The organism is Aestuariivita boseongensis (assembly GCF_001262635.1).
GTDB classification, from domain to species: Bacteria; Pseudomonadota; Alphaproteobacteria; order Rhodobacterales; family Rhodobacteraceae; genus Aestuariivita; species Aestuariivita boseongensis.
The window spans coordinates 15,409-27,861 of record NZ_JXYH01000011.1; the positions used below are offsets into that span (position 1 = coordinate 15,409).

At 64.4% G+C, this 12,453-nt stretch carries 12 protein-coding genes; 6 read left to right on the forward strand and 6 right to left on the reverse strand.

The genetic code is table 11. The features are described 5' to 3' along the window. On the forward strand, positions 1-930 hold the full coding sequence (locus TR61_RS06365) for a 2-hydroxyacid dehydrogenase (protein ID WP_050929084.1): 930 nt from the start codon (positions 1-3) through the stop codon (positions 928-930). Positions 931-1,016: 86 nt separating this feature from the next. Here TR61_RS06365 and TR61_RS06370 read toward each other — a convergent pair whose 3' ends face one another. Next, the gene (locus TR61_RS06370; protein WP_050929085.1) at positions 1,017-3,029 is read right to left on the reverse strand and encodes a M3 family metallopeptidase; all 2,013 of its coding nucleotides are present in this window, start codon (positions 3,027-3,029) and stop codon (positions 1,017-1,019) included. A 131-nt stretch (positions 3,030-3,160) separates the two neighbouring features. Here TR61_RS06370 and TR61_RS06375 point away from each other — a divergent pair, with 131 nt between their 5' ends. Continuing rightward, entirely contained in the window at positions 3,161-4,369 is a 1,209-nt protein-coding gene (locus TR61_RS06375; protein ID WP_050929086.1) for a trans-sulfuration enzyme family protein, read from the forward strand. 60 nt (positions 4,370-4,429) lie between these two features. Here the strand turns inward: TR61_RS06375 and TR61_RS06380 are convergent, their stop codons facing one another. The 5 genes from TR61_RS06380 to TR61_RS06400 all read right to left on the reverse strand — a co-directional run bounded on the left by TR61_RS06380 (position 4,430) and on the right by TR61_RS06400 (position 8,919). Then, entirely contained in the window at positions 4,430-5,500 is a 1,071-nt protein-coding gene (locus tag TR61_RS06380) for a HesA/MoeB/ThiF family protein (protein ID WP_050929087.1), read from the reverse strand. Further along, complete coding sequence (dut, locus tag TR61_RS06385) at positions 5,500-5,961, reverse strand: dUTP diphosphatase (RefSeq protein WP_050929088.1); 462 nt, start codon at positions 5,959-5,961, stop codon at positions 5,500-5,502. The genes TR61_RS06380 and dut overlap by 1 nt, the downstream gene beginning before the upstream one ends. Beyond that, entirely contained in the window at positions 5,954-7,150 is a 1,197-nt protein-coding gene (coaBC, locus tag TR61_RS06390; protein ID WP_050929089.1) for a bifunctional phosphopantothenoylcysteine decarboxylase/phosphopantothenate--cysteine ligase CoaBC, read from the reverse strand. Before coaBC ends, dut begins: the two co-directional genes overlap by 8 nt. Positions 7,151-7,228: 78 nt before the next feature. Then, positions 7,229-8,002: a ChaN family lipoprotein gene (locus tag TR61_RS06395; RefSeq protein ID WP_245626831.1), complete on the reverse strand. Its 774-nt coding sequence runs from the start codon at positions 8,000-8,002 to the stop codon at positions 7,229-7,231. Between the two features lie 38 nt (positions 8,003-8,040). After that, complete coding sequence (locus TR61_RS06400) at positions 8,041-8,919, reverse strand: RNA polymerase factor sigma-32 (protein WP_050929156.1); 879 nt, start codon at positions 8,917-8,919, stop codon at positions 8,041-8,043. A gap of 85 nt (positions 8,920-9,004) precedes the next feature. Between TR61_RS06400 and cobU the strand changes: the two genes are divergently transcribed. The 4 genes from cobU to TR61_RS06420 all read left to right on the forward strand — a co-directional run bounded on the left by cobU (position 9,005) and on the right by TR61_RS06420 (position 12,452). Next, positions 9,005-9,550, forward strand: a complete 546-nt coding sequence (gene cobU / locus TR61_RS06405; RefSeq protein WP_050929091.1) for a bifunctional adenosylcobinamide kinase/adenosylcobinamide-phosphate guanylyltransferase — start codon at positions 9,005-9,007, stop codon at positions 9,548-9,550. Next, the gene (locus TR61_RS06410; protein WP_050929092.1) at positions 9,547-10,125 is read left to right on the forward strand and encodes a histidine phosphatase family protein; all 579 of its coding nucleotides are present in this window, start codon (positions 9,547-9,549) and stop codon (positions 10,123-10,125) included. Before cobU ends, TR61_RS06410 begins: the two co-directional genes overlap by 4 nt. Positions 10,126-10,185: 60 nt before the next feature. After that, positions 10,186-10,866: a glutathione S-transferase gene (locus tag TR61_RS06415; protein ID WP_050929093.1), complete on the forward strand. Its 681-nt coding sequence runs from the start codon at positions 10,186-10,188 to the stop codon at positions 10,864-10,866. A gap of 74 nt (positions 10,867-10,940) precedes the next feature. Beyond that, positions 10,941-12,452 carry a YifB family Mg chelatase-like AAA ATPase gene (locus tag TR61_RS06420; RefSeq protein ID WP_050929094.1) on the forward strand — a complete coding sequence of 504 codons (1,512 nt, stop codon included), beginning with the start codon at positions 10,941-10,943 and terminating at the stop codon, positions 12,450-12,452. Position 12,453 lies beyond the last annotated feature (1 nt).

The following is a 12,453-nucleotide window of genomic DNA, read 5'->3' on the forward strand; positions in this document are numbered from 1 at the left end:
ATGCCCAACGTCCTTTTCGCCGCCCGTGCCGAGCGGTGGCCCGAATACGAGCCCCATCTGCGCGCCGCCTTTTCCGAGGTTGGGCTAGAGGCCGACCTGAGCACGGACTTCCCCCCTGATCAGGTCGATTACATCGTCTATGCGCCCAATTCCAAGGTGAAGGATTTCACCCCCTTCACCCGCCTGAAAGCGGTGCTGAACCTCTGGGCGGGGGTAGAAGCCGTGGTGGGCAACCCCACGCTGACCGTCCCGCTGGCGCGCATGGTCGACCCGGCACTGACGCAAGGCATGGTCGAATGGGTCACCGGCCACACCCTGCGCCACCATCTGGGGATGGACGCCCATATCCATGCCAAGCCGGGCGAATGGGTGAACGAGGCCCCGCCGGTGGCCTGGGATCGGCAGGTAACGATCCTTGGATTGGGCGAACTCGGCCGCGCCTGCGCCGAAAGCCTCGTGCGATTGGGCTTTCAGGTCCGCGGCTGGTCAAACAGCCCCAAGGCGATCGACGGTGTGGACTGCCATCACGGCACAGACGGCCTGCGCGCCGCGCTCAGCGGGGCCGAGATCGTGATCCTGCTTCTGCCCGACACGCCCGATACGGAAAACACGCTGAACGCCGACACGCTGGGCCTGTTGGCCAAGAGGGCCGCCATCCTGAACCCCGGGCGCGGCCCGCTGATCGACGATGACGCGCTTCTGGCCGCGCTTGACAGCGGTCAGGTGGGCCATGCCACGCTGGATACGTTCCGGGTGGAGCCTTTGCCCGCAGACCATCCCTTCTGGCAGCACCCGCATGTGACGGTCACGCCCCACATCGCCTCGGAAACCCGCGCGGCCTGGTCCTCGAAAACCATCGCCGAAAACGTCCGGCGCGGGGAAGCGGGCGAGCCGTTCCTGCACCTCGTCGACCGTCAGCGCGGGTATTGAGGGCAGTCTTGGGTACTTTAAGCCAGAAAGAAGCAGCAGATCGCGGCCCTGCTTCTTTCTGGCCATAAATACCCCTGCCCACCGGTCTATGCAGCGAGTCCACGCCCTTTCAGAAGCGCCTCAACCCCCGGAAGCCGCCCGCGGAAGGCGATGTAAAGCTGATCAGCCTCCTTTGATCCGCCGGTGGACAGGATGTTCTCTTCCAGCGCCTTTGCGCGGGCCGGGTCAAACGCATCGCCTGCTTCCTCAAAGGCGGCAAAAGCATCGGCATCCATTACCTCGGACCACATATAGCTGTAATAGCCCGCGCTATAGCCGTCGCCGGCAAAGACATGGGCGAAATGCGGCGTGGCGTGGCGCATGCCGATGGCGCGCGGCATGCCCAGACGCTCCAGCGTAGCTTGCTGCGCCTCCATCGGATCGCTGGGCGCGGGGCCGTCGTGGAAATCCAGATCGACAAGCGCCGAGGCCACATATTCCACCGTCTGAAAGCCCATGTCGAAATTCGCGGCATCCAGCACCTTTTGCAGCATGTCCTTGGGCATCGGCTCACCCGTCTCCGCATGGGTGGCGAATTCCGCCAGCACCTGCGGTACCTCCAGCCAATGCTCATAAAGCTGGCTGGGCAGCTCCACGAAGTCCCGCGCAACGGACGTACCGGAGATCGATTCATAGGTTACATCCGACAGCATCTGATGCAGCGCATGGCCAAATTCATGAAACAGCGTGCGCGCATCGTCATAGCTGAGCAGAGCCGGATCGCCCTTGGCGAAGTTGCAGACATTGATCACAACGGGCGCTTGTCTTTCCGGGAACTTCGCCTGGCTTCGCATCGCCGAACACCACGCGCCCGACCGTTTCGACCCGCGCGCAAAGTAATCGCCGATGAAGACCGCCACATGTTGGCCCTTACGCGTGACCTCCCAGGCGCGGCAATCGGGGTGATAAAGCGCCGGGCTGATCTCCCGAAACTCCAGCCCGAAGAGGCGGTTGGCGCAGGCAAAAGCCGCCTCGATCATCCGGTCAAGCTGCAGATAGGGCTTCAGCGCCGCCTCATCCAGATCGTGTTCCGCCTTGCGCCGCTTTTCCGCGTAATAGCGCCAGTCCCAGGCCTCAAGCGGGCCGTTGACGCCATCTTCCTGCATCATCGCCTCAAGCACCTGCGCGTCTTCATGGGCGCGGGCCTTGGCGGGCTCCCACACGGCCATCAGAAGATCGCGCACCGCCTGGGGCGTCTTGGCCATTTCGGTTTCCAGCTTGTAGGCGGCGAAACTGTCATATCCCAAAAGCTTGGCGCGTTCCTCGCGCAGCGCCAGGATTTCGGCGGCGATGGCGCGGTTGTCCGTGTCACCCCCATTCTCACCGCGCGCGGCCCAGGCTTTATACGCCTTTTCCCGCAGGTCACGGCGGGGGGAGAATTGCAGGAACGGCACGATCAGCGACCGCGACAGCGTCACCACAGGCCCGCCCACACCCTTTTCTTCGCCGGCCGCGCGCGCAGCACTGACCACAAAGCCGGGCAGGCCCTCCAGATCACCCTCGCCCAGTTCCATGAACCAGTCGCGTTCATCGGCCAGCAGGTTTTGCGTGAAGGACGTGCCCAGAGAGGCCAGCCGCGACTTGATCTCTTTCATCCGGGCATCGGCCTCCCCGTCCAAAGCCGCGCCCGCACGCACGAACCCACGCCGGGTCAGCATCAGAACGCGGGCCTGCTCATCGGTCAGATCCAGCGCGTCGCGCCCCTCCCACACCGCATCGACGCGGGCAAACAGGGCCTTGTTCGACGTGATCTCGGAAAAATGCGCAGCCAACTTTGGGGAAAAGGCGCGCTGCAGATCCTCCCGTGCGGGGTTGCTGTCGGCGCCCGCCACGGTGAAGAAGACAGACAGCACCTTGTCCAGATCCTTGCCCGCGGCTTCCAGCGCCTCGATCGTGTTGGCGAAACCGGGCGATTCAGACGATGTGGCAATCGCGTCGATTTCGGCCTTGTGGGCCTCCAAGGCGCGCTCCAGCGCGGGGGCGAAATCCGCGTCGGAAATCTTGTCGAAAGGGGCAATCTGAAAATCGGTCTCCCAGGGGGAGAGAAGCGGGTTTGTCATCTGGCGGAACTCCTTTGCCCACAAGCTAGGAGCGCGCGGGCACAGCGTCCAGACCCGGCCCCGGATTTCCGTTTGCAGATCGGGGCGATCTGCGCCAGCGTGCCCGCTCAGACAGACGGAAGGAGAACATCATGCATGGATCGAACCGCAAGACCGGCCCCATGACCACCGCCATTCACGCGGGCGAAACACCCGATACGGCGACGGGCGCTTCGGCCCCGGCGATCCATATGTCTTCGACCTTTATCTCCGAAGATGTGTCGGGCTTTTCCGCCCATGATCTGACGCCCGAGTCGCCTTATGCCTATGCCCGCTGGGCCAACCCGACCGTCGCCATGCTGGAGGCGAAGATCGCAGCGCTTCAGGGGGCGGAGGAATGCCTGTGCACGGCATCGGGCATGGCAGCCGCCTCGGCCATTTTCTTCACCTTCCTTCAGAAGGGCGATCATGCGGTGGTGTCGGACGTGTCCTATGCAGGCGTGGCGGAGCTCGCGCGCGATACGCTGCCGCGCATGGGCGTGGATGTCAGCGTGGTGGACATGTCGAACCCCGAAAACCTGGCCCGCGCGATCCGGCCCAACACGCGGCTGGTACATTCGGAAAGCCCCGCGAACCCCATCGGGCGGCTGAGCGATCTGGCGGCCATTTCGAAAATCGCCCATGACGCAGGGGCGCTGCATTCCACCGATGCCACCTTTGCCTCCCCCCTCGGGCAGGACGCGATCGGGCTGGGCGTCGATCTGGTGATGCATTCGACCACCAAGTATATCGGTGGGCATGGCGATGCGGTGGGCGGCGCCGTGGCGGGCCGCGCCGATCTGATCCGCAAGCTGCGGCTTGAGGCATCGATCCACCATGGCGGGATCCTGTCGCCTTTCAACGCCTGGCTGATTGCGCGGGGGGCCGCGACATTGCCGCTCAGGCTCAAGGCGCATCAGGCGGGCGCGATGGCCGTCGCCCAATGGCTTGAGGATCAACCCAGCGTGACCAAGGTGATCTATCCCGGCCTGCCCTCACACCCTCAATACGATCTTGCGCAAAAGCAGATGACCAACACCTCCGGCATGATTTCCTTCCAGGTGGGCGGGGTCGAAGACGGCGAACGCATCGCCCGCGACATGATCGACAAGCTGAAGATCGTGCATTATGCCGTCTCTCTGGGCCACCACCGCAGCCTGATTTTCTGGATGGAGACAGCGGGGCTGATGAAAACCTCCTTCCGCCTGGAAGGGGCGCAAACCCAAAGCTACCGCGCTTTTGCGGGGGACGGGATATTCCGCCTGTCCGTGGGTCTGGAAGACGCCGAAGACATCATCGCCGACCTCGATCAGGTGCTCTGACCCCTAGTTCTTCTCTTTCCAAATACGGCACGCGACGCTGGCCACACAGCGTCGCGCCCGTCAGGCAGACTGCCGTTCCGGTTCAGACCCGCAGATCGGGCAATCGCTGCGGCGCTCCAGTCCGATTTTGCGCGTTTCCCCCCACAGCGCGTCATAGATCAGCATCTCGCCGCGCATGGGGTGGCCCGCGCCGGTGATCAGCTTGATCGTCTCCACCGCCATCATCGACCCGATCACCCCCGGCAAGGGACCGATCACGCCGGCCTCGGCACAGGACGGGGCAAGGCCATCTGCGGGGGCTTCGGGGAAGATGCATTGATAGCACGGCGCGCCATGTTCGGGGTCAAAGATGCTCAGCTGACCTTCCCATTGTGACAGCGCGCCCGACACCAGCGGCTTGCGCATGAATACCGCGGCGCGGTTGGCCAGATAGCGGGTCTCGAAATTATCCGTGCCGTCAAGGATCACGTCATAGTCCTCGAACAGCTTGGGCGCGATCACCTTGTTAAGCCGGCGGTTATAGGGTTTGACCTCGACAAAGGGGTTTTGCGCCTTCATCGCGGCCTCGGCCGAGAACACCTTGGGCATGCCGATATCGGCATCGCGGTGAATCACCTGCCGTTGCAGGTTGGCGTTATCGACCACGTCGTCATCAATGACGCCGATTGTGCCCACCCCGGCGGCGGCCAGATATTGCAGCGCAGGCGCACCCAGACCGCCTGCGCCGATCACCAGCACACGCGCCTCTTTCAGCTTTTTCTGCCCTGCGCCGCCCAGCTCGCGCAGCACGATATGGCGGGCATAGCGGTTCAGCTCGGTCTCGGAAAATGTGCCGGTGCGCTTGGGTTCGGGGATGGCCGAGGCGTTGGATTTGCTTTCCGCCTTGCCCCGCAGCCAGTTCAGACCGGCGCGATAGGTCAGGATGATCACTACGAAGCCACCGATCAGCAGCCACAGCGCCGGGCTTTCGCCCGTGGCCACACGCAGCGGATGGCCCGCAGGCAGCACAAGCTGCAGGATCAGCACGCCCACGTAAAGCACCCCGATCATCGTCAGCCGCGCCTTGCGCGGCGCACCCATCAGCGATCCGATGCCCCACAGCATCGCCGCCAGTGCCAGAACCAGAACCATCAGCCCGTTCCCGTCGATCCAAACCCGCCCGCGCCCCGCGCGGTATCGCTCAGCGCGACTGTCACTTCAAACCGCGCCTGCAGCACGGGGGCAACCACCATCTGCGCGATGCGCGCGCCATGTTCCACCGTGAAGGGCTCTGTCCCCGCATTCATCACGATGACGCCCAACGGCCCGCGATAATCGCTGTCGATCGTGCCGGGGCTGTTGGGCAGCGTGATCCCGTGTTTCAGCGCAAGGCCTGAGCGGGGCCTGATCTGCACCTCAAACCCGTCTGGGATTTCAATGCGTAGCCCCGTCGGGATCAGCGCGCGCTCACCCGGTGCCAGCGTCACGTCGCCATCCGGCAGATTGGCGCGCAGGTCCGCCCCAGCCGCGCCCGCTGTTTCATAGCTGGGCAACGGCACCGATGCGTCAAAGCCCGCCTCCCGCGTCACGCGGATGTCGACCGGCTCAGCCATTCAACGCCGCCGCGATGCGGTCCGCCAGTTGCCGTGCCACGGCATCCTTGCCCATGCGCGGCCAGGCTTCTGCCCCGTCTTCCGAGATCAAGATCACAGCGTTTTCCGATCCGCCCATGATCCCGGTGCCGGGGCTGACATCATTGGCCACGATCCAGTCGCAGCCTTTGCGTTTGCGTTTGGCGATGGCATGCGCCTCCACATCATTGGTTTCTGCAGCAAAGCCCACGACAAGGCCGGGACGGCTTTTTTTCATCTGGGACACGCCCGCCAAAATGTCGGGGTTTTCGGCAAACTCCAGCACCGGCAGCCCGTCTTTCGATTTCTTAAGCTTCCGATCCGACGCCTGCGCGACCCGCCAATCGGCCACCGCCGCCGCAAAAACACCGGCATCCACGGGTAGTGCTGCCTGCACAGCATCAGCCATCTCGCGCGCGCTTTCGACCGCGATCACCTCCACCCCGTCGGGCGGCGGGACCGAGGCAGGGCCGGTCACGAACACCACATGCGCGCCCAGATCCGCCAGCGCACGCGCCACCGCCGTGCCCTGCGCCCCCGAGGACCGGTTGGCGATATAGCGCACCGGATCAATCGGCTCATGCGTGGGGCCCGAGGTGACAAGGATGCGTTTGCCCGCAAGCGGGCCTGCCGCGAACTGGCTTTCCACGGCGGCCACGATTTCCAGCGGTTCCGCCATGCGGCCGGGGCCAAACTCGCCGCAGGCCATGTCGCCTTCATTCGGGCCGACAAAGCGGATGCCATCGGCCTTCAATGTCTCAAGGTTGCGCTGGGTCGCAGGATGATCCCACATGCGCACATTCATCGCAGGCGCCACCAGCACCGGCGTGTCGGTGGCCAGCAAAAGGGTGGAGGCCAGATCATTCGCAAAGCCCTGCGCCATCTTGGCCATCAGATCGGCAGTACCCGGTGCCACCACAATCAGATCGGCGGAGCGGGACAGCTGGATATGCCCCATCTCGGCCTCATCCGTCAGGTCGAAGAGATCACGATAGACCTTCTGCCCAGCAAGGGCCGATACGGAAAGAGGGGTGACAAACTCCTCCCCCGCCTTGGTCAGGACGGGGGTGACCGACGCCCCCCGTTCGGCCAGCCGCCGGATCAGATCCAGCGATTTATAGGCGGCGATCCCACCCCCGATGATCAGCAAAATGCGTTTTCCAGCCAGCATGTCGCCCCGGCGCGTTATTTCATCGGCATGACCATAGGCAAGGCGGCACCGCTGGACCAGAGCGAATTGCGCCCGGGCCTAGTTGCGGAAGGCCTCGCACGGGTCGGGGCGGGCGACGATGGGGGCGTCGATCACCGCGTCGAACGCGCCGGGCAGAAGGCGTGCGCCTTCCGACTGGCCCAGCGCGAAAAGGGTGATGCCGGGCGCGGCCTGACGCAGGTAATGCGGCACGCCCCAATCGGCCCGCGCGTGGCCATTGCCGGTGATGATCACAACCGGCCCGCCGGTCTGTTCGAAGGCGGCCAGCGCCACCTGCGCCAGCCGCGCATCGCGCAGGCGCTGGATATCGACCATGCCGGGCAGAAGGTTGTCGGGCAGCGCGTCGCAATGCGCCTCGGCCTGCAGGGCCTCGCGCTGCGCCTGTTCGCGGTCGTCCAGCGGGACGGTCAGCCCGAACCGGTCGGCCCCGTCGCCAAAGGCCTGCGCCAGCCCCTGCTGCATCGCCGCGCGGGCCGCATCGCGGGGCACCGCCGCGCCATGGATCGCCGCGCCGGGGGCCGCCAGGAAAATCGGGTGATACATCGCGAAATCCGGCCAGCCGCTTTCGGCCCAGTTCACCGCCTGCGCCACAGCCCCCGCATTGCCACGGATGTCGGGCGTGATCGCGCTTGCCTGCGCATCGGTCAGCATCTCGAACACCAATGCTGCGGGCTGCAGCCTGCGCACCAGATCGGCCTGGGTCACATGATGGGCGGGGTTGTCATGCACCTCGCCTAGCAGCACCACATCGGCAGTGGCCATGCGCGTCAGGCTGTCTTCTGACAGCGAAACCGCCCCGGACGGGGCGGCCATGCTCGCACAGAGTGCGAAGAGCAGGGGGAAGGTAAACCTCATACGAGGAAGTGTTGCACCTCGCGCGATTGCGCTTCAAGGCTCTTGCGCATCTTGGTGAAGGCCGCGGCCTCAAGCTGGCGCACACGTTCCTTCGACAGGCCCAGCTCATCGCCAAGGCTTTCAAGTGTACGCGCGTCTTCCCGCAGCTTGCGTTCGCGCACGATGAAGCGTTCGCGTTCATTCAGCGCGTTCATCGCAATCAGCAGCCATTCGCGCAGCTGGGCGTTGTCGTGGGTATCTTCCACCAGCTCGGCCGCCTGAGCGCTTTCATCTTCCAGCGCGTCGATCCACTCGCGGCCTTCTTCGTCCACCGACTGCGTGGCGTTCAGCGAATAATCCGACCCCGACAGACGGCCTTCCATCATCTCGACGTCGTGGAGCGGCACGCCGATTTCCGTGGCGATCATCTTGTGCATTTCGTGCCGATCCAGCGCTTCGCCAGCGGCGGCGGCTTCCCGCTCAAGCCGGGCCTGCACACGGCGCATGTTGAAAAACAGCGACTTCTGCGACGAGGTCGAACCGGTGCGCACCATCGACCAGTTGCGCATCACGTAATCCTGAATCGACGCCTTGATCCACCACACCGCATAGGTCGAAAACCGCACCCCGCGATCGGGATCGAACTTGTCCGCCGCCTTCATCAGACCCAGACCCGCTTCCTGGATCAGGTCGTTCATCGGCGCGCCATAGCGTTTGAATTTCGACGCCATGGAAATGGCCAGCCGCATATATGCGTTGATCAGACGATGAAGGGCGGCTTCATCCCGTTCGTCGCGCCACGCATATGCCAGCTTGAGTTCCGTTTCCGCGTCCAACAGCTCGGCCTTCATGGCCCGCCGCGACAGCGACATATCAGTCGAAGAGTCCAGTGCCATATCATCCCCCTGTAGATGACATTCGGTACACATCGAGGTGCACCTTGTTTTGCGCTCCTGAACTGAGTACGCAGCTCTAACCCCAATGGATCACTCAAGGGTTAAAAATTTGTTGCCAGGACTCACCTTAATTGTCGGCGGGGCTGCTTCCGGCAAATCGCGTCTCGCAGAAAGTCTAGCCGAAAACCACGGTTCGACAAAGGTTTATCTTGCGACTGCGCAGATTTTTGATGACGAGATGGCCCAGAAGGTGGATGCGCATAAATCGCGACGCGACGCAGGTTGGCGCACGATCGAGGCGCCGTATGATGCGGGCACGGCTTTGACGGATGCGCGCGGCGACGTGCTGCTTTTCGATTGCGCGACGCTGTGGTTGTCCAATCAGATGCTGGATGACACCCGCGATTTGGCCGCCGAACAGGCCCGGCTGTTCGATGCATTGCGCCGCTGCCAGATGCCGGTGATCGTCGTGTCAAATGAGGTGGGCGAAGGCGTCGTGCCGGAAAACGCCCTGGCCCGCCAATTCCGCGAGGCGCAGGGCCGGCTGAATATCGAACTGGCGCAAATGGCCGATCTGGTGATCAAGGTTACCGTGGGTCTGCCGCAGGTACTGAAAGGGAAAATGCCATGACCACCTGGCACTGGATCCGCCACGGGCCGACCCATCAGAAAAACTTCGTGGGCTGGCGCGACGTGCCTGCCGATCTGTCGGACAGGGCCCATATCGCGCGGCTGAATGCGCATCTGCCCGATGATGCCATCGTTATCGCGTCGGACCTGATCCGCGCCTCGGCCACCGCTGACACGCTGTCGGACGGACGCAGCCGCCTGCCCGATCACCCCGACCTGCGCGAGTTTCACTTTGGCGAATGGGACGGCAAACATCATTCCGAAGTGTCTGAAACGCACCCCGAGCTGTCGCGCGCCTATTGGGAAACGCCGGGCGATATCGCTGCCCCCGGCGGGGAAAGCTGGAACCAGGCCGCGCGGCGCGTGGCGCAGGTGGTGGATCAGATGAACAACCTGCACGCGGGCCGCCACATCATCGCCGTGGCGCATTTCGGCGTGATCCTGACCCAGGTGCAGCGCGCCCTTGGCGTAGGGGCGTCGGATGTGCTGCGCCACAAGATCGACACGCTGTCTGTGACCGATATGCGCTTTGACGGGCAAAACTGGCATCTGGGGCGCATCAATCACCTTCCGTGATCGCAGGGCGCACAAAATGTCGTTCGTTTTACGCGGCCGCGCGCGGCTAGTCTCGCGCGCATGACCTATGATATGTTTATCGGCGACAAAACCTATTCCAGCTGGTCCCTGCGCGGCTGGCTGATGCTGCGCAAATTCGACCTGCCTATGCGCGAACATATGGTGGGGCTTTATTCGGGGACGATGGCAGATGATCTGGCCCCGTTGGCCCCGGCCCGTCTGGTGCCCGCCCTGCGCCTGCCCGATGGCACCGTTGTGGGCGAAAGCTTTGCCATGGCCGAAACCCTGGCCGAACGCCACCCGGACGCGCAGATGTGGCCCGCCGACCCGGCCCAGCGCGCCACCGTCCGCTGGCTGGTGGCCGAGATGTGTTCCGGCTTCACCGCCCTGCGCGGGGCCTGTCCAATGCAGTTGCGCCGGGCCTATCGGGGCTTTCAGGTCTCCGCCCCCGTGCAGGCCGATCTGGACCGGATCGAAACCCTTTTTGCCCATGCGCGCAGCCTGTCCGGCGCGGCGGAAGGGCCGATTTTCGGGCGCTACAGCCTGGCGGATGTGTTTTACACGCCCGTGGCCGCGCGCATTGTTGGATACGGCCTGCCGGTGTCCGAGGGCACGCGCGCCTATGCGCTGTCGCTTCTGGCGGACCCTGCGGTGCAGGAATGGCGCGCGGACGGGCTGACCCAATCCTATGACCCAGAGCCGTACCTTCTGGACCTGCCCTTTGACGATTGGCCCGTCTGACCAGGACAACCGTTAACCATTCAGAAACCACTGCGCCCGTATCCGTTTACCAAACACTTGGCAGAGGATCGGGGATGGTCGCGCGCGCCTATACAGTCGCCTTTCAGGGGGTGGAGGCCCGCCCCGTCGAAGTGCAATGCGCCGTCAGCCCCGGCGTGCCCGCCTTTTCCATCGTGGGCCTGCCAGACAAGGCGGTGAACGAGGCGCGCGACCGCATCCGGTCGGCCCTGTCGGCGATGTCGATTGCACTGCCGTCGAAACGGATCACGGTCAACCTGTCGCCTGCCGATATGCCCAAGGAAGGCAGCCATTTCGACCTGCCCATCGCCGTGGCGCTTCTGACCGCGATGGACGTCCTGCCCGCCGACGCGATCGAGGAAACCGTGGCGCTGGGGGAACTGTCTCTTGACGGCTCGCTGGTGCCGGTGCTGGGGGCTCTGCCTGCCGCCATGCGCGCGGCGGAAGACGGGCGCAAACTGCTCTGCCCCGCCGGATCGGGGGCCGAGGCCGCCTGGGTCGACGCCACCTGCGTGACCGCCGCCGCAAACCTGATCGAGGTGGTGCAGCATTATTCAGGCCTCGCCCCCCTGCCCCCCGCCACGCCTGGAGAGGTGATCGCAGATGCAGGCGCGAAAGACCTGCGCGACGTGAAGGGCCAGGAACGCGCCAAACGCGCGCTTGAGATCGCGGCCGCCGGACGCCACCACCTGATAATGGTGGGCACGCCGGGGTCAGGCAAATCCATGATGGCCGCGCGCCTGCCCGGCATCCTGCCGCCGCTGACCCCGTTCGAGGCGCTGGAAACCTCTATGATCCATTCGCTGGCGGGACTTCTGGACGAAGGGGGCATCAACCGCACGCGGCCCTTCCGCGAACCGCATCACACCGCGTCGATGGCAGCCATCGTGGGTGGTGGGCGCGGCGCGAAACCCGGAGAGATCAGCCTGGCGCATAATGGGGTGCTGTTAATGGATGAATTCCCGGAATTTCCCCGCACTGTGCTGGAAACCCTCCGCCAGCCGATTGAAACCGGGGAGGTCATGGTCGCCCGCGCCAATGCCCATATCAAATACCCCTGCCGTTTCATGCTGATGGCGGCGGCGAACCCCTGCAAATGCGGATATCTGGCCGATCCCAACCGCGCCTGTTCCCGCGCGCCGGTCTGTGGAGAGGATTATCTGGGCCGCATCTCAGGCCCGCTGATGGACCGGTTCGACCTGCGGATCGAAGTGCCCCCGGTGGCCTTCCGCGATCTGGAGCTGCCGGGCGACGGCGAAAGCTCTGCCACGGTGGCCGCGCGCGTGGCCGCTGCGCGTGCGTTGCAGGAGGCGCGCTATGACGGCAAGCCGCAATGCCAGAATGCCGATCTGGAGGGCGAAGCGCTGCAGGAAATCGCGCATCCCGATGGCGAAGGGCAGGCCCTGCTCAGCAAGACCGCCGAACGGTTCCAGCTGACCGCACGGGGCTATCACCGGGTGCTCAGGGTGGCGCGCACCATTGCCGATCTAGATGGCAGCGACGCGGTGCGCAAACCCCATATCGCCGAGGCGCTGAGTTACCGTCTGATGGGCGCGAGGGGCCTCTGAC